This window comes from Enterovibrio norvegicus DSM 15893, assembly GCF_900115495.1.
GTDB lineage: Bacteria > Pseudomonadota > Gammaproteobacteria > Enterobacterales > Vibrionaceae > Enterovibrio > Enterovibrio norvegicus.
On record NZ_FOWR01000029.1, the window covers coordinates 21,602 to 38,818 of the forward strand.

Below are 17,217 nucleotides of genomic sequence, written 5' to 3' on the forward strand. Positions count from 1 at the left end.
CCTTATCCTTTTACTGATCCCGCCATCAGGCCACGAACGAAATAACGTCCCGCTAAGATGTACACCAACAAGGTGGGGAGTGCGGCAATCATGGCGCCAGCCATGTGCACGTTGTATTCCTTTACACCGGTAGAAGAGTTCACCAAATTATTCAGTGCTACTGTGATTGGCGCGGTATCTCCCGACGCAAATGACGCACCGAACAAGAAATCATTCCAAATGTTGGTGAACTGCCAAATGATGGTCACCACAATGATGGGCCCCGAACTTGGCAATAAAATGCGGAAAAACATACGGAAGAATCCTGCACCATCAATCATGGCAGCGCGAATTAATTCACTTGGGAAGGCTTCGTAGTAATTGCGGAAGAACAAAGTGGTAAACCCTAATCCATAAATCGCATGCACCAACACCAACCCTGCCGTAGTATTTGCTAACCCCAGCGTACCGAGCACCTGACTCATTGGCACCAATACCACTTGGAACGGAATAAAACACCCAAACAGCATCAAGCCAAACACCCAACGGTGTCCTCGAAAGCGCCATTTCGTCAGCACATATCCGTTTAATGCACCAAGGGTGGTTGATAACAACACGCCCGGCACAGTGATCATGATGGAGTTCGTAAAGTATCCGCTTATACCTTCACACGTCAGGCCAATACACGCCGTTCCCCACGCAGAAATCCAAGGTTCGACGGTCCAGACTTGAGGCAAGGCCAACATGTTCCCTTGGCGAATCTCATCGAGTTCTTTAAATGACGTCACCAACATGACAAACAGCGGCAGTAAGTACATGCAGGCAAACACGATTAACGTGGTGTAAATCAATATCCGCCAAAAGCGAGTTCCTTGAAAAGGAGAAGAGGTTTCACTGCTACTCATGCTTCTTCTCCTTCAACTCGCTATACAGATACGGAATGATAATGGCCGCAATGGTCATCAACATGATGATCGCACTGGCAGAGCCCACCGCCATTTGGTTACGCGAAAAAGTGTACGAATACATAAAGGTCGCGGGCATTGCTGTGGCATTCCCCGGACCGCCACCCGTTAAGGCAATGACCAAGTCATAACTTTTGATGGCCATGTGCGCGAGCACGATAAAAGCACTGAGGAAGACGGGACGAAGCTGCGGAATAATGATGCGGCGATACATTTGAAACGATGATGCGCCATCAAGCTGGGCCGCTTTTAACATTTCACTGTCGATGCCACGCAAACCCGCAAGGAACATCGCCATGACGAACCCAGACGTTTGCCAGACACCCGCAATCACAATGGTGTAAATCGCCATGTCGGGGTTTATCAACCAATCAAAGCTGAAACTCTCCCAGCCCAATTCATGCATGGTTTTCTCAAGCCCTAAACCCGGATTTAAAAACCACTTCCATGCTGTCCCCGTCACGATGAAACTCAATGCCATCGGATACAGGAAGATAGGACGTAAGCCACCTTCAATGCGAATCTTTTGATCGAGTAATATCGCCAGAAGCAAACCAAGGGCACAACATATGACGATATAAAGAATGCCGAAGATAGCGAGATTTTCGAGCGCCACTTGCCAATTCAGACTGTTCCACAATTTTTCGTAAGGACGCACGCCATCAAGGTTGTAGTTCGGCAGCATACGAGAACGGCTGAACGAGATGTACGTTGTCCATGCAATAAAGCCATAAACAAAAAATAGGATGAGCGCAAAAGAAGGCGCAATAACGATTTTGGGTAACAGTTGCTGCCAAAAATGGCGCGAACTGTATTTTCCTTGTGAAGACATAAATCGATCCTTGAGGTAAAGCGACACTGGCATGAAAAGCGCGGTTCTAGGATCTAAAACCGCCTTCTGCCAGCGTCACTCTCACTATCCCTAGATTGCGTCTTGAACCGCAGAGACCAGTGCTTTCGTTGCTTGCTGTGAGTCCATGCCGCCGTTGAAGTGATTGGTCACCACATCATATACCGCATTTTTCACCGCAGCTGGCGCAGCATGACCATGTGCCATACTGCCCACCAAGGTGTCGTTTTTGTTTGCTTCCGCGAGGTCGGCCATGCCTTTTTTACCACACGCATCAAAATCTGCATTTGACACATCGGTACGTGCAGGTACAGAACCTTTCACCACGTTAAACGCGGATTGGAACGTAGGTGCCATGATGGCTTTCGCCATTTCGTCCTGCGCTTTCGACTCGCCCACATCGAACATCACGAACTGATCCGAGTTAAAGGTCACCATGCCTTGAGTCCCCGGCATACGGAAGCACAAGAAATCTTCATTGGGTTTCAGGCCTGCTTTGAGGAATTCCCCTTTCGCCCAGTCACCCATGATTTGCATGCCCGCTTTATTTTCAATCACCATCGCCGATGCCAAGTTCCAATCACGGCCCGGGAAGTTTTTGTCCACATAGCCGCGAAGCTGCGTCATGCGGTCAAAAACTTTCAACATGGTGTCAGAACTCAGCGCTTCTGGGTCTAAATCAACCATGGCTTTACGGTAGAAATCGATGCCGCCCGTGGTGAGTACAACGCCATCAAAAATGGTCGCGTCTTGCCATGCCTGACCGCCATGAGCCAACGGGATATAGCCCGCGGCTTTGAGCTTATCGAGGGCAGAGATCAGCTCATCCCAGTTTTCAGGTTGCTTCGCACCCACCTCATCAAGGAGCTTTTTGTTCGCCCAAATCCAGTTGGTGGAGTGCACATTAACAGGCGCAGATACCCATTTGTCGTCGTATTTAGCGAAGCGTTGAAGTGCTGTTGGTACAACCTCGTTCCAACCTTCGGCTTCCGCGACACTGTTCAGGTTTGCTACCACATCTTCCGCCGCCCAGTCTTGAATATCAAAACCGAGCATTTGAACTGCGGTAGGCGGATTGCCTGAGGTCACACGCGCACGGAGCACAGTCATAGCATTCCCGCCACCACCGCCCGCCACTGGCATGTCTTGCCAGCCGACACCTTTGGTACCCAGATCGTCTTTCAACACATTCAGAGCCGCAGCTTCACCGCCCGATGTCCACCAGTGCAAGACTTCTACATCTTCTGCCTGTACCGCTGCCGTTGAGAGCAGCAAAGCACCCGCGAGGGGCAAGGTTTGAATCATGGTGTTCTTTTTCATGATATGTCGTCCCGTTTATCGTTGACCTGCAATGACTGCAGTGTTCCTTTCAGTCCTTGGGAACAGAGGTTGAGTGAGCAACCTTATCCCCGATCGCGCAGCACGATGAGCGAACCATCAATTTCACACCAACAACATCGTTGTCAGAGGAAAGGGAATGTTCCCTGCATTGCTGCATGCGTTCACTTGCCACTCGACCAATGTCTTCCGCATTCACACGTATTGTTGTTAACGCTGGAGACATCAATCGACTGTCCTCTAAATCATCAAACCCCACCACGGAGATATCCTTTCCAGGTACCAACCCACGATCACGCAATGCGGTGTAAGCGCCATACGCCACCACATCGGTAAAACACACCATTGCCGAAATGCTTGGGTCACGGTCAAGCACGCGCGTTACCGCTAACTGCCCACCCTCTCGCTTGGTCGAACTCGGCTCAATATCACTGTCTTTCACGGCTAACTCGGCCTCTTGCATGGCAGAGAGAAATCCTTCTTTTCGTTCCTGGTAATCTGAAATACTTTCTACACCGCCAACAAATGCGATTCGCGTATGCCCGAGATCAATCAGATACTTGGTCGATAAATACATGCCTCGACGGTTATCTGGTACAACAACCGGCACATTCGCACCGGCAATTTCTCGCATTAGACACACGGTGGGATACCCTGCACTGGCTAAGCCTTGCAGCCAATCCGCCGATGTTTCCGGTGCTGGCGTGATAAAAAATCCGGCCACATTGTGTTCTTTCAGCGATGCCACCAGTGCTCTCTGACGTGCCTCACTCTCATTAATGTTGACCACAACAGGCACAAGTCCTTGGTCTGTCAACGCCGTCTCAAGTGCAATAATGACCTGCGCCAAATAAGGGTTAGCGAGATCATTCGCGACGATTGCCAGCATGTTTGATTCACGGTTTCTAAGCCCAGCAGCTTCGCGGTTATAGACATAACCCAATGCATCAATCGCCGCGTTCACTTTCTCGATGGTTCGCGCTTTCACGCCCACACCACCACGCAGCACCAAAGAGACCGTAGATTTGGACACACCTGCCGTTCTCGCAACATCAATCACCGTTGCTTTTTTACTGGCCACATAACTTGCTGATTTACGACCAGCCATGACAAAAACCATTCATGCGTCCATCCCACCAGCTGAATAAAAAGTTATTGATGCATTACAGTCATCTGCGAGCAAAGACAGTTTCTGTTCAAAAAATAAACTGGAACGTTCCAATAAAGGTAGTATATTTGTGTAAATAAAGTTGCAATTAAGTTAATTATCAATAGAGAAACAAGCGCTAGATCACGGCAAGTTCGATGGCATATGCATGACTGTCGATGTTCTGGAACAAAACATACTGTTTTGTACCGCGTTGTTACGGATGGAAAGCACGAGAAAGGAAAGAACGATGGCACTCTCTACAGAAAATTTGTCTCAACAGATCCTCGAATTCAAAGCTGCCCTTAAGCAACAAAGTCCCGACTACAAAGCAAGATTTGAATCCGTAACCGACGCGATGAAAGCTGAAATTGCGCGCATCAAACAGGAAGAATCTGAAGGTTCTGCCATTCCTCAATTTGAGTATTCGGACATTGCAGCATCGGGGTTTAATGACGAGCAAAGAGCACGTGTTCATCGCGCTGGGTGCTGCATTGTACATAATGCGTTACCGCGTGATGAGGTATCCGCTCACAATGAAAATCTGTCTAAATACATCATTGATAATGGCTATTACGACCACAAATCCACAGTAGAAGATAACTACTTCAGTCAGCTTAAATCGGACAAGCCCCAGATCTTCGGGATCTATTGGTCTCAAGCACAGGTATGGGCAAGGCAGCATCAGAATATGGCGACACTGCGCCGTCATCTGAATCACCTTTGGCAGTGGCAAGATCCCCGTAGCGGCAAAGCTTACTTCAACCCCGACCTTGAATCGAGTTACGCGGATCGCGTGCGCCGTCGTGAACCGGGCGATGCCACATTGGGCCTGTCACCGCATGTTGATTCAGGCTCCATTGAACGCTGGATTGAGCCTCACTACCGCGATGTCTACCATGAAGTGTTCCATGGTGATTGGACAAAATATCAAGCATTTGACGGGCGGAGTCGCGTTGATGTAGAGGAGTTTCCTTCCCCTGCCGTGTGCAGTGTCTTCCGTACGTTTCAAGGTTGGGTCGCACTCACACAGCAAGGAAAAGGCGATGGCACATTACAAACCGTCCCTTCCACCTTAGCCATGCCTTTTATGCTGCTTCGTGCCATACAAGATGATGTTGAAGAGGAAGACCTATGTGGTGCCGCGCCGGGACGCGCACTGACGGTCTACAAAGAATGGCACCCATTGCTGCTTGAAGGGCTGGTTTCCATTCCGAAAATGCAGCCGGGTGATACCGTGTGGTGGCATCCAGACACCATTCACGCAGTGGAGGACAAGCATAACGGTGACGGCTACAGCAATGTGCTGTTTATCGGCGCGGCACCAGATTGCGAAAAGAACCGTGCGTTTCTCGCCAAGCAACGTCCCACCTTTTTAAATGGGGACAGTTGCCCTGATTTCGCCGCTGAAAACCATGAGCGCAACTATGAAGGCCGCGCAACCGAAGCTGACTTGTCGCCACTCGGGCGTCAACAGATGGGGTTTGAATAAGACGCGAGAAAGCGCGCAATTACATGAGGAAAAACAAAAGCGCCATTTGGCGCTTTTTATGTTTTTGTAGAGAGCGTTAGAACGACCACCAGCTTCGGTTGCTTTCTAACGCTTCGCGGCAACTACTGAGTTGCCCGCCGTATTTTTTCGCTTGTCGTTCAACTTTGCGTGCAACCTGCATCACCTTCGGTTTCGCCTTGTAAGAACCGCGTTTATACCCACCGCGACCTTCATGGTATGCCAAGTATTGGTTATACGGATCCCACTTAGAAATACCCAATTGACGTTGTGTTTCCGTGGTGTACCAACCAATGAACTGCATCGCATCCCCAAAGTCTGTTCGCGATCCTCCATTTCGGGTCGCTTTTTGATAATCAGACCAGGCTGGATCTTGTGCTTGCGCGTAGCCATACGCGCTGCTGATCCTTCCCCACGGGATCACCCAAAGGACATAATCTCGCGGTGGCACAGCATCGTGCACGTAAGAGCTCTCTTGTTTGACGAACGCCATCGCCACATGAATAGGCGTTCCCCATTCTTCCTGCATGTCGACGGCATCTTCATACCAGCCATCGTATTCACGAAAAATACTGCAAATGTTATCTGGGTTCTTGGGGGGCGGCGTCGCACACCCCGTCAGCAACAACACGCCGATTAACGCAAGCCAACGTCGAGAAATACGGCAAGATGAAAGGCGCTGCGATAAAAGACTGAATAATGAAAATTGCATGGGTGTCCTTATCTCCACTCTTTTGCTCATTGCGGAAAAATGCACATAAAAAAACAGGCAGGGTGAGACCTGCCTGTTTCTCTACCTCGTTTTTTTTCGCGCCGCCGAATCACGTGAGGGCGGGCGTTACAACAAGGTGTAAAACGTGTATCTCACTATATCGATACACTATCACCAAAGTACTCAGCCAGATACTGATCAAGGCTCACACTGTCGCCCTGCTCAACCTCTTGCTGACGCTTTAAGCTGGCAATGGCTTCTTCGCGGAATTGTGCGTCAGAAAATTCAGTGTAGTTGCCACCCGCAAAGCGCTCAGCATTTTCAGCAGCTATCGCAAGGCCCACTTTACCAATGCTTTCTTGAGCGAGGATATCGTTGAGCAAACGCGCCGAGAGTGTTTTCTCCGGCTGATCAAACCATGTCACTAACTCTTTGCACACTGCTTGATACTTGTCACCACCATTGGCTTGATCCATCACAACCGCAAGCTTCGCAAGATCGTCAAAGACGCGACGTCCCCACTCTGCTTGTGTGAGCTGTTCACCGTCACAACCGATCTTAAGGGTGAGACCCGGCTTACGCCCTTCCATCACCACTTTGTCCCAATTGTCATGCCAGCATTCAAGTTCGCAATCTGTCATCAAAGAGGAATCAGACAACGCACACCATGTGACGAACAGATCAAGGAAATACACTTGGGTTTCATCAATCCCGGTGGGGCTGAATGGGTTCACGTCTAACGAGCGAACCTCAATGTATTCAACGCCGCCACGCTCCAGTGCATCAGACGGTTTCTCGCCACTTTTCGCAACGCGTTTAGGACGAATAGGTGCGTAAAGTTCGTTTTCAATCTGAAGCACATTTGCATTCAATTGACGGTAGCCCGACGCATCTTTTACACCGATTTTTGCAAACGCAGCCGACGGTGTACGGATAGCGTCACGAACACCTTCAAGGTACTTTTCTAGGCCATCAAAACCAATTTTCAGCACGCTTTGGGCACTGTTGGTGTACCCCAAGTCGCTCAAACGCAATGAAGTTGCGTAGGGCAAATAATAGGTCCCTTCACCCACCTTCTTGAAATCCAGCGCCGTGTCGGTGTTTTTAATGAATGAACCACATAACGCAGGTGATGCACCAAACAGATAAGGGATCATCCAACCGAAGCGGTAGTAATTTCGGATCACACCGAAGTAGGCGTCAGACACGGACTCTTGTCGTGCATACGGTGTTTGATCGCCAAACAACTGCTGCCAAAAACTCTGCGGAAATGAAAAATTGAAATGCACACCGGAAATCACCTGCATCACACTGCCGTAGCGGTGCTTCAAGCCTTGGCGATAAAGGGTTTTCATACGACCCACATTTGACGAACCATATTGCGCCAACGTGATGTCATCTTCTTTGGCAACATAACATGGCATGGAGAGAGGCCACAGCGACTCCCCCTCTAGCTCACGGTAGGTAAAACGATGAATATCGTCTAATTGCATCAACGTTTCAGAGACGGAATAACTCACAGGCGTGATGAACTCCAGCAGAGATTCTGCAAAGTCCGTCGTGATCCATTTATGGGTTAGCGCAGAGCCAAGCGCCTTTGGATGGGCCTCAGAAGAAAGCGTGCCTTCCGATGTAATACGCAAAGCTTCGCGCTCTACACCGCGGCCCATTCCTTTTAGCGCTTCTGGATGTTCAGCCAGCGCCGCCAACCGTTGTGAAAAACTAGTCAAGGCTGTACTCATTTATATTAGTAAACTGTTAAGATGGCTAAGCATAATCACTCTGAAACGCAAAAGCCATATCACTGTTTTTAGGGTTTGCTCAACTAACGATAAAAGTCGCTCAATTCTCAATCACTAAACGTTTTATCGGTAATCCCAATGTCGATAAGCTTGGTGTCAACACGTCCGCATCGCCCACGATAATGATCTGATAATCCTCAGGCTGGAACCAGTTATTTGCCAAGGCATTCAATTCATTTTTGGAGACAGACCCAATAATCGCTTTTTGCTTTGCTTTGTAATCTGCCGCCAGGCGATGACGCATGATCGTAGCAATAAGACCGGCCTTATCCCTTGGCGTTTCATAGCTCAGTGCATCTTTTTGACCCACCGCCAAACGCAGAAAAGCCAGTTCGTCATCCGTGATGCCGTTTTCCGCCATTTGGCGCAATTCTTTCTGCATTTCTTTCACGGTGTCGAGTGTGCTGTTCGCGCGTACTTGGGCTTGATAGACAATGCGACCTGCGTCTTTTCCGCCAACCACGTACCCACTTGCCCCATAAGTGTAGCCTTTGTCCTCACGAAGGTTGAGGTTTAAGCGAGAGTTAAAATTACCGGCCAAATTGAAGTTCGCGAGCTGTGTTCGGAACATGTCACCCGTGGCATCAAAAGGCATCGCATGACGCACCATCTGCACAACACTTTGTGGCGCACCCGGCTTGTCCACCAGCCAAATTTGCGATTGCTCGTAAGTATTTAACTCTGCTTTCGCCGGTGCTTTTGCTTCAGCGCCCTGCCAGCGATTCAACCCTTGGGTTGCGGATAACAGACCAGCTTTGTCGATATCACCCACCACAATTAAGCGCGCATTATTAGGCGTGTAGTTTTCCGCGTAAAACGCCTTCACATCTTCGAGCGTTAAGCTGTTCAATGTTTTAAAGGTGCCTTCTGATGGAAGTGCATGCCATTCGTCTTTGAACAACACCTCGCGCCTCGCCTGACTGGCCTGCCATTGCGGCGTTTGATGACTAAATCGAATGCCTTCCAAGGTTTGTTTTTTCAAGCGGTCGAAATCGTCTTGATTGAGCGCTGGATTGAAAAGAACATCACCGGCTATCAGCAAGGTTTCGCGAAGGTGCTTCGTCAATGATGACACGCTCACTGTCGTGCCATTCAGTGATGCATCGATACTGATGCTTGAGCCCAACCGGTCAAGTTTGGCGGCAATTTCTTCACTGGTTTGTGTTTTACTGCCTTCAGCGATCAGATCCGCGGTGAGCGATGCCAGACCGTTCTTCCCTTCAGGTGCCATCAAACTACCAGCAGGAAGAATAAGGTGCAGTGCGACCGTCGGTGTTTCTGTCGATTCTGCGCCACTGACTTCAATGCCATTGCCTAATTTACTGTGATAAAGCGTGGGTACATTCACGCTAACGGCACCGTTTGGTGAAGGCGCGACACTGCGATCAAAGGTTTCTGGGGTTTGCCGTTGAGCCGTTTCAACCAACCCTTTGTCGTCAGCACGCTCTTTGTCATTAGTACTATCTTTGTCATCAAGGCCGCGGGACATCGCACGTTTAGCAGTGAAGTTTTGTGGTTCAGCTTCTAACGCAACGTGGCCATCTGGCACCACTGACACATTCACCGATGGCTTTTTCCATACAAAGGTATCGAAAACATTTTCGACATCTTTGGTTGTCACCGCATCCAATGATTCAAGCCAAGAGGCCAAACGGTCTGGCTCACCATAGAAGGTTTCATTGGACGCCAGCTGTGCCACTTTGCCGTGCACACTTTGCAAACCAAACACCGCACCGGCTTCAGCGCTACCTTTCACTTGGTCGAGGTCATCTTCTTTGATGCCTCGCGCTTTGAATGCATCCAGCACCTTGAGTACATCTTTACGAACTTGAGTGAGGTCTTGCCCTCGGTTCGCCAATACATAAAGCTGGAAGTTACATGAAAGCTCCGCGCAATCTTGATAAGCACTGGCGCTCAGTACTTTACCTGACTTCACAAGATCTTGATAAAGCAGGCTGTTTCTTCCCTGTCCTAATACAGAAGCAAGCATATCGAGTGCTTGTCGAGATTCAGCTGTTGGATCCAAGGTTGGCCAACTCATCAACAACATGGGTTGCTGAATACGATCTTCCAGTGTCACGAAACGATCGCTGTCGATCGTCACTGGCCATTTGTCAGCCTTCGCCACGTCCGGCCCACGAGGAATATCACCGAAGTACTTTTCAACCCATTCAAGGGTTTGTTTAGCGTCGATATCGCCGCCAATCGTCAAGGTAGCGTTATTTGGTCCATACCATCGCAAAAAGAAGGCTTTTAGGTCATTCACATCGACACGGTTAAGGTCTTCGATATAACCAATGGTTGGCCAACTGTAGGGGTGTTCCGGTGGATACAGCGCCGCCGCTAGCGTTTCTTGCACGCGACCATAAGGACGGTTATCGACATTTTGTGCGCGCTCATTCTTCACGGTATCACGCTGAATTTCGAACTTACGTTGAGAGACAGCTTCAAGCAAAAAGCCCATGCGATCAGATTCGAGCCACAGCATTTTCTCTAGCTCATTAGCGGGCACGGTTTCGTAGTAATTGGTTCTATCACGGTTGGTGGTGCCATTGACGCTACCGCCCGATTCCGTCACATACTTGAAGTGCTGTTGGTCACCAACATGCTTCGACCCTTGAAACATCATGTGTTCAAAGAAATGCGCAAAGCCTGATTTGCCCGGCACTTCTCGTGCCGAACCGACGTGATAGGTCACATCAACATGCACCAAAGGATCGGAGGTATCCGGGTGCAAAACAACGGTTAACCCGTTTTGTAGTTGGTATTTCTGGTAAGGAATAGAAGGCGCATCATTTTGCGCATTCTTTTGTTCGATGAAGGTAACGCCTTCCGGCAAAGAAGCATTCGGTACGGCTTGGTTCAAGCCGCACCCAGACAACCCCAATAGGGCTGCCGTCAGGATAAAATAACGCACACACTATCCTTTCAACATATCATTCAGAGAAACAGTAAACCGCGAGTCACGAGGGCAAGTACGACATACCTGAGGGCTTTGCCAAGTGCGATCAAAATCCAGCACCAGCGTTGCTTTAACCTCAGCCATCCAGCAGCCAAACATAAGGGATCACCGATAACAGGCAGCCAGCTTAGCAATAAGGTCCAATACCCGTAGCGCTGAAGCCAGCTAATGGCTCTTTGACCGTGTTTTTGCTCTTGGGTTCGCGCAGGAAGAAAACGACCAATCCAATAGTTGGTCATGCCGCCAAGCGTATTGCCCAAGGTGGCGACCAAAACGAGCACGGCAATGCTATAACTGCTCTCTTTGAGCAGAAGGATGAGGTTCGCCTCTGATCCTCCGGGAAGTAAGGTGGCACTGAGAAAACCAGTAGAAAACAACACCCATAGCGCCGAGTCACCGCTAAGCCAATCCAACATCTGTCACCCGAACATCAATGACATCCATGCCAGCGGCTTTTGCGGCATCAAATCCAAATACCGCATCTTCAAACACTAAACACTTTTCTGGTTCGACACCCAATAGCGCTGCACAGCGCAAAAAGGTATCAGGGGCTGGCTTGTGTGCGCCAACTTGGTCAGCCCCCACAACGTGATCGAACAAATCGAGTATGCCGGCCTTTTCCATCATGCGAGAAGCAAGCTCTGTCAGCGTGCCTGTACCCACTGCCATGGGTTTCTTTCCCGCAAAGTGACGGGCGACGTCCGTAAACGGCAAAATGGTGAGATGATTTTCTAACAGAGACGAAAAGCACTGTGTTTTATGATCGGCTAAAACCTGCGCATCAATATCGAGGTTGAGTTGCTCAATCAAAGAACGCGCCGTCAGAATCGTCGGGCTACCACCGCGGGTGTGATACCACGTCTCCGACACCGTAAAACCAAAATCAGCGGCTGTTTGTTGCCAAGCAGCATAATGACCCGGCATGGAATCCAACAGGGTTCCATCAAGATCAAAAATTAATCCTTCATAGCCGTCATACCGACTCATTCAGGCATCTCCAATAAAAGTTTTCCGCGAGTGCGGCCAGTTTGAATATCAATATGGGCTTGCACGCCCTCTTCAAGGGGATATGTTTTAGCAACTTCAACGCGTACTGCGCCATCATTCACCAAAGACAATAATGCATTTAGCTGCTCAGGTTTAGGAACAACAAGCATACCTTTAGCTTCAATACCTAGGGGTTTAGCAGCATCAATAATACGATCAGCCGTGATAGTTGGTACCGTTACGACACGGCCATTTTTCGCAACACAAGTCAGCGCAGCCTCTCCAACATCTCCACCTACAAGGTCAATTAATACATTGATATTGTTGACCTGTTCGTGAAGTTCGGAAGCCGTGTAATCTAACGCTGTCGCCCCTAGAGCGCTCACAAAAGCCGAATTCACTGTTGAGCAGCTTGCATACACATTGGCACCTTTCGCTTTTGCCAATTGAATAGCGATATGCCCAACGCCGCCAGCACCTGCCAATATGAGCACTGTCTCGCCAGCCTGAAGCCCTGCAAGTTCCAATGCCTGCCACGCCGTCAAACCCGCAACAGGTAACGAAACTGCAGCCTCAAACGATACGTCATCTGGAATACGTGACAGAGCACTCACATCAGCGCACAAATACTGCCCATACCCGCCACCTTCAACAATACGCCCTGCAACGCGATCGCCTGCTTTGTATTCACCAACATCGTTCACCACAACCCCTGCTGCATCAAAACCCGGCACCCAAGGCAACATATCTTTTATTTTCTCCGCGCCCCACCCTAGGCCTGCGCGTGTTTTTGCATCCACAGGGTTTACGCCAGCAAACGCCACTTTAATGAGAACTTGCCCATCTTGAGGCTCTGGCATTGCAGTCTGTTGGAGTTTTAACGTTTCAGGTCCGCCGAATGCGGTGATGGCGAGTTGGAGATTATGAGGCATATGTCGTCCTTAATGCGTGTGATGTCCTTTGCTCAGTTTCAATAAAAAAGGCGGAAGACACAATGCCTTCCGCCTTTATTTCATCAGTTTGTCGTATTGCTTGGTTGAGAGGGGTAACCCTGCGCTAAACGCGCTTTACCCGACAAGGGCCAACAGCACGCCCGCTGCAACCGCTGAACCCAATACACCGGCAACGTTTGGTCCCATCGCGTGCATGAGTAGGAAGTTTTGAGGGTTAGAGTCTAAGCCCACTTTGTTCACTACACGTGCCGCCATCGGTACAGCAGAGACACCCGCAGCACCAATCAATGGGTTGATGTTGTCTTTGCTGTATTTGTTCAGCAGTTTCGCCATCAATACGCCCGCCGCCGTACCAATACTGAACGCAACCGCGCCGAGCACCAAAATACCCAAGGTTTCAAGATGCAAGAACTGATCAGCTTGAAGTTTAGAGCCGACAGACAGACCCAAGAAAATGGTCACAATGTTGATCAGTTCGTTCTGCGCCGTATTCGACAGACGATCGACCACGCCACTTTCGCGCATTAGGTTACCCAGACAGAACATACCGACCAACGGCGTTGCCGACGGTAAGAAAATAATCGCCATGACCAGTACGGCCAGTGGGAAGATGATCTTTTCAGTTTTCGAGACGTGGCGTAGTTGCTTCATCTCGATCTTACGTTCTTCTTCTGAGGTAAACAGCTTCATGATTGGTGGCTGAATGATCGGCACCAATGCCATGTAGCTGTATGCTGCTACCGCAATCGCGCCTAGCAAATCAGGAGATAGCTTACTCGCAAGGAAAATAGCCGTAGGGCCATCTGCACCACCAATGATTGCAATCGATGCCGCATCCGCGAGCGAGAACTCCATGCCCGGGATCAGGTTCAATAGAATCGCACCAAACAAGGTCGCGAAAATACCAAACTGCGCCGCAGCACCTAACCACAAGGTACGAGGGTTAGCGATAAGCGCACCAAAGTCTGTCATTGCCCCTACACCCATAAAGATGAGGAGCGGCGCAATACCCGACGCAATCGCCACGTTGTAGAAAGAATACAGTGTACCGTCAGCAAACTTGGCAGCATGAGCCGCTTCATCTAACTCTTTCAGTTGATGGAGGTTTGCACCGTCCACTGCCACTTTAATCGCTTCTGGGTTCGCACTGCCGAGACCAAGGATGCGGGCAAATTCGCCCATCACATCTGGACTCGCGGCGTACAACGCATTTTGAATCGCATTGTTTGCCAAACCAACTTCAGGAATATTGGCAAGAATGGCACCGAAACCGATTGGTAATAGCAAGAGCGGTTCAAACCCTTTGCGAATCGCCAAATACAACAGCACGCATCCGACAAAGATCATGACCAATTGGCCAATCTGGAAATTGGCAAGACCAGTGCCTTGCCAGAGGATCAACAAACCTTCCATGTCGCCCTCTTAAGCCAGATTCATCAATGGTGAGCCGACAGTCACTGAATCGCCCTCTTTCACCATGACATCTTGAATCACACCAGCACGTGCAGCACGTACTTCAGTTTCCATCTTCATCGCTTCAAGAATAAGCAATACATCGCCTTCCTGAACTTGGTGACCGGTCTTGGCAACCACTTTGAAGATATTACCCGCAAGTGGCGCAGCAACGGCTTCAGATGCGCCCGCAGACGGTGCAGCAGATGGCGCAGGTGCAGCTTGTGCAGTACTCGGTGCCACAGACGTCAATTCACCTTGAGGGCCAACTTCTACATCGTAAACCTGACCGTTCACTTTCACGCTATACGCTTCAGTACCGCCAGCAGATGCAGCAGGTGCGGGTGCACTTGGTGCCGCTGCAGGCTCAAGGCCTGGCGCAGGTTCAAACGCGTCTGGGTTGCCACGGTTTTTCAGGAACTTCAAACCAACTTGTGGGAACAAGGCGTAGGTCAGTACGTCATCAACTTGCGCTTCTGCAAGCAAAATGCCGTCTTCTTTTGATTTCGCAATCAATTCGTCGGTCAGTGTGTGCAGCTCAGCTTCAAGCAAATCAGCAGGACGGCAAGTGATAGGCTCTTTACCATCCAGAACGCGAGCTTGTAACTCTGCGTTTACTTCGGTTGGTGCTTTACCGTATTCACCTTTCAAAACGCCTGCTGTTTCTTTGGTGATGCTCTTATAACGTTCACCCGTGAGCACGTTAATCACTGCCTGAGTACCAACGATTTGAGACGTTGGCGTGACCAACGGAATGTATCCGAGGTCTTCACGTACACGAGGGATTTCTTGCAGCACCTCGTCCATGCGATCTTGAGCGCCTTGTTCTTTCAGTTGACCTTCCATATTCGTCAACATACCGCCCGGCACTTGTGCTATCAGAATGCGAGAATCCACACCTTTTAGCTGACCTTCGAACTTGGCATATTTCTTACGAACTTCGCGGAAATACGCAGCGATAGGTTCAATAGTTTCAAGCTTGAGGCCAGTATCAAACGGAGTATCTTGCAGCATAGCGACAACGGTTTCCGTCGGCGTATGGCCGTAAGTTTGGCTCATTGAAGAAATGGCTGTATCCAGAATATCGAGACCTGCTTCAACAGCTTTTACTGCGGTTGCAGTAGAAAGACCTGTCGTTGCATGACAGTGAAGCGCAAGAGGAATATCACAAGAGGCTTTAATGCGCGTGATCAGCTCTTCTGCTTCGTATGGGCGAAGCAAGCCTGACATGTCTTTGATACACAGCGAATGGCAGCCAAGGTCTTCTAAACGCTTCGCCAAATCAGTCCACGTATCAATGGTATGGAAAGGGCTCGTCGTGTAAGACAGCGTACCTTGCGCGTGAGCGCCTACAGAGACCGCTGTTTTTACCGCTTTTTCAAAGTTGCGCACATCGTTCATCGCATCAAAGATACGGAATACATCCATACCGTTTGCGTGTGCACGCTCAACGAACTTCTCGACAACGTCATCCGCGTAGTGACGGTACCCTAAAAGGTTTTGACCGCGAAGCAGCATTTGCATCGGGGTTTTAGGCATGGCTTTTTTCAGCTCGCGCAAACGAACCCAAGGATCTTCACCAAGGAAACGGATGCAAGAATCGAATGTCGCCCCGCCCCACGTTTCTAGAGACCAGTAACCTACATCATCCAACGCTGCCGCGATGGGCAACATATCATCAAGACGCATACGTGTCGCAAACAACGACTGATGCGCATCACGCAAGACAACATCTGTTATAGCGAGTGGCTTAGACATACTACATAACTCCTTGTAATTGTATGTTTCGCATCAGCTAGCGCTGGCGACTACGATATTTATTCACTGCTGCTGAAATGGCGGCAATGGTTTCTCCAGGGATTTGCCCGTTATTTTGAGTAGGCGTCGAGGTAGACGCGATTTGTGGGGGCAATTCTTCAGGAACAATGCGGGACATCAATTTGACCAAGACGATCAAAATGGTGAGAAAAACGAAGACTACCGCCATGCCAGTAAACATGAGCGTAGCAGCTTGCTGGAGTGTACTTCCCAGATCCATATACGAGCTTCCTTTGCTTCTAAACTGGCAAACCTGCAGTGTTTGCACAGCACATCAATGCTCACAAAATGTGTTTTACATTTTGTTGAGAATTTACTTATTCAGTTAAGTATGCGGTCAAAATACTAACAATCTACAATAATGACAATCCTGTAATACTGATCATTTCTGCCATTTTCGGCCTCTGACGCAATAAACACGTGCAAATGTTATCATTTTGTTAACACAAAAAGCGGTAAACCAACCTGGTTCTGTTAAGAAATGATCAACAGATAAAGTAACGGTATGTCAGGGTATTAAGTCGTTTTTTTGAGGTATAAATCGGGTAAGAATAAGGAAGTCTTCAAAAGACGAGGAACAGTATATTAGATACAGAAAGTTCGCTTTTTGAGATAACACGCAAATAAGCAACTTAAATGAATTTTCATGCAGAAAGAAAATGGTGCGCGTGGGAGGATTCGAACCTCCGACCGCCTGGTTCGTAGCCAGGTACTCTATCCAGCTGAGCTACACGCGCATTTT

The 17,217-nt window shown here is 49.2% G+C and carries 14 protein-coding genes and 1 tRNA gene; 1 reads left to right on the top strand and 14 read right to left on the bottom strand.

What is annotated here, in order from left to right; all coding sequences use genetic code 11:
- Nucleotides 1-2: 2 nt before the first annotated feature.
- From BM082_RS17260 to BM082_RS17275, 4 genes are all read right to left on the bottom strand, one after another.
- Nucleotides 3-884, bottom strand: coding sequence for a carbohydrate ABC transporter permease (locus BM082_RS17260; protein ID WP_017011873.1), 882 nt, complete (start codon nucleotides 882-884; stop codon nucleotides 3-5).
- A complete protein-coding gene (locus BM082_RS17265) occupies nucleotides 877-1,776 on the bottom strand; it encodes a carbohydrate ABC transporter permease (RefSeq protein WP_017011872.1) in 900 nt (299 codons plus the stop codon). The genes BM082_RS17260 and BM082_RS17265 overlap by 8 nt, the downstream gene beginning before the upstream one ends.
- A gap of 90 nt (nucleotides 1,777-1,866) precedes the next feature.
- On the bottom strand, nucleotides 1,867-3,114 hold the full coding sequence (locus BM082_RS17270; RefSeq protein ID WP_017011871.1) for an ABC transporter substrate-binding protein: 1,248 nt from the start codon (nucleotides 3,112-3,114) through the stop codon (nucleotides 1,867-1,869).
- Nucleotides 3,115-3,163: 49 nt separating this feature from the next.
- The gene (locus tag BM082_RS17275; protein ID WP_074927926.1) at nucleotides 3,164-4,252 is read right to left on the bottom strand and encodes a LacI family DNA-binding transcriptional regulator; all 1,089 of its coding nucleotides are present in this window, start codon (nucleotides 4,250-4,252) and stop codon (nucleotides 3,164-3,166) included.
- Nucleotides 4,253-4,529: 277 nt separating this feature from the next.
- Between BM082_RS17275 and BM082_RS17280 the strand changes: the two genes are divergently transcribed.
- On the top strand, nucleotides 4,530-5,771 hold the full coding sequence (locus BM082_RS17280; protein WP_074927928.1) for a YbiU family protein: 1,242 nt from the start codon (nucleotides 4,530-4,532) through the stop codon (nucleotides 5,769-5,771).
- Nucleotides 5,772-5,847: 76 nt separating this feature from the next.
- Here the strand turns inward: BM082_RS17280 and BM082_RS17285 are convergent, their stop codons facing one another.
- The 10 genes from BM082_RS17285 to BM082_RS17330 all read right to left on the bottom strand — a co-directional run bounded on the left by BM082_RS17285 (nucleotide 5,848) and on the right by BM082_RS17330 (nucleotide 17,212).
- Nucleotides 5,848-6,501, bottom strand: a complete 654-nt coding sequence (locus BM082_RS17285) for a transglycosylase SLT domain-containing protein (RefSeq protein ID WP_017011868.1) — start codon at nucleotides 6,499-6,501, stop codon at nucleotides 5,848-5,850.
- A gap of 155 nt (nucleotides 6,502-6,656) precedes the next feature.
- Complete coding sequence (gene gshA / locus BM082_RS17290; RefSeq protein WP_244276041.1) at nucleotides 6,657-8,210, bottom strand: glutamate--cysteine ligase; 1,554 nt, start codon at nucleotides 8,208-8,210, stop codon at nucleotides 6,657-6,659.
- A 133-nt stretch (nucleotides 8,211-8,343) separates the two neighbouring features.
- Nucleotides 8,344-11,220: a M16 family metallopeptidase gene (locus BM082_RS17295; RefSeq protein WP_074927932.1), complete on the bottom strand. Its 2,877-nt coding sequence runs from the start codon at nucleotides 11,218-11,220 to the stop codon at nucleotides 8,344-8,346.
- A 23-nt stretch (nucleotides 11,221-11,243) separates the two neighbouring features.
- Entirely contained in the window at nucleotides 11,244-11,681 is a 438-nt protein-coding gene (locus BM082_RS17300; RefSeq protein ID WP_074927934.1) for a YqaA family protein, read from the bottom strand.
- Complete coding sequence (locus BM082_RS17305) at nucleotides 11,665-12,252, bottom strand: beta-phosphoglucomutase family hydrolase (protein WP_074927936.1); 588 nt, start codon at nucleotides 12,250-12,252, stop codon at nucleotides 11,665-11,667. Before BM082_RS17305 ends, BM082_RS17300 begins: the two co-directional genes overlap by 17 nt.
- Complete coding sequence (locus BM082_RS17310) at nucleotides 12,249-13,184, bottom strand: NADP-dependent oxidoreductase (protein ID WP_017011863.1); 936 nt, start codon at nucleotides 13,182-13,184, stop codon at nucleotides 12,249-12,251. The genes BM082_RS17305 and BM082_RS17310 overlap by 4 nt, the downstream gene beginning before the upstream one ends.
- 135 nt (nucleotides 13,185-13,319) lie before the next feature.
- Nucleotides 13,320-14,618, bottom strand: coding sequence for a sodium ion-translocating decarboxylase subunit beta (locus BM082_RS17315; protein ID WP_017017965.1), 1,299 nt, complete (start codon nucleotides 14,616-14,618; stop codon nucleotides 13,320-13,322).
- A gap of 9 nt (nucleotides 14,619-14,627) precedes the next feature.
- Nucleotides 14,628-16,415 (bottom strand): sodium-extruding oxaloacetate decarboxylase subunit alpha, encoded by a 1,788-nt coding sequence (gene oadA / locus BM082_RS17320; RefSeq protein WP_074927938.1) that lies wholly within the window; start codon nucleotides 16,413-16,415, stop codon nucleotides 14,628-14,630.
- 37 nt (nucleotides 16,416-16,452) lie between these two features.
- The gene (locus BM082_RS17325; RefSeq protein ID WP_017011860.1) at nucleotides 16,453-16,695 is read right to left on the bottom strand and encodes an oxaloacetate decarboxylase subunit gamma; all 243 of its coding nucleotides are present in this window, start codon (nucleotides 16,693-16,695) and stop codon (nucleotides 16,453-16,455) included.
- Nucleotides 16,696-17,135: 440 nt separating this feature from the next.
- A tRNA-Arg gene (locus BM082_RS17330) sits at nucleotides 17,136-17,212 on the bottom strand.
- Between the last annotated feature and the right edge of the window lie 5 nt (nucleotides 17,213-17,217).

What these genes read in the sequence shown, in the direction of transcription:
- BM082_RS17260 (WP_017011873.1), bottom strand. Translation starts at nt 884, where the DNA reads ATGAGTAGCAGTGAAACCTCTTCTCCTTTTCAAGGAACTCGCTTTTGG.
- BM082_RS17265 (WP_017011872.1), bottom strand. Translation starts at nt 1,776, where the DNA reads ATGTCTTCACAAGGAAAATACAGTTCGCGCCATTTTTGGCAGCAACTG.
- BM082_RS17270 (WP_017011871.1), bottom strand. Translation starts at nt 3,114, where the DNA reads ATGAAAAAGAACACCATGATTCAAACCTTGCCCCTCGCGGGTGCTTTG.
- BM082_RS17275 (WP_074927926.1), bottom strand. Translation starts at nt 4,252, where the DNA reads ATGGTTTTTGTCATGGCTGGTCGTAAATCAGCAAGTTATGTGGCCAGT.
- BM082_RS17280 (WP_074927928.1), top strand. Translation starts at nt 4,530, where the DNA reads ATGGCACTCTCTACAGAAAATTTGTCTCAACAGATCCTCGAATTCAAA.
- BM082_RS17285 (WP_017011868.1), bottom strand. Translation starts at nt 6,501, where the DNA reads ATGCAATTTTCATTATTCAGTCTTTTATCGCAGCGCCTTTCATCTTGC.
- BM082_RS17300 (WP_074927934.1), bottom strand. Translation starts at nt 11,681, where the DNA reads ATGTTGGATTGGCTTAGCGGTGACTCGGCGCTATGGGTGTTGTTTTCT.
- BM082_RS17305 (WP_074927936.1), bottom strand. Translation starts at nt 12,252, where the DNA reads ATGAGTCGGTATGACGGCTATGAAGGATTAATTTTTGATCTTGATGGA.
- BM082_RS17310 (WP_017011863.1), bottom strand. Translation starts at nt 13,184, where the DNA reads ATGCCTCATAATCTCCAACTCGCCATCACCGCATTCGGCGGACCTGAA.
- BM082_RS17315 (WP_017017965.1), bottom strand. Translation starts at nt 14,618, where the DNA reads ATGGAAGGTTTGTTGATCCTCTGGCAAGGCACTGGTCTTGCCAATTTC.
- oadA (WP_074927938.1), bottom strand. Translation starts at nt 16,415, where the DNA reads ATGTCTAAGCCACTCGCTATAACAGATGTTGTCTTGCGTGATGCGCAT.
- BM082_RS17325 (WP_017011860.1), bottom strand. Translation starts at nt 16,695, where the DNA reads ATGGATCTGGGAAGTACACTCCAGCAAGCTGCTACGCTCATGTTTACT.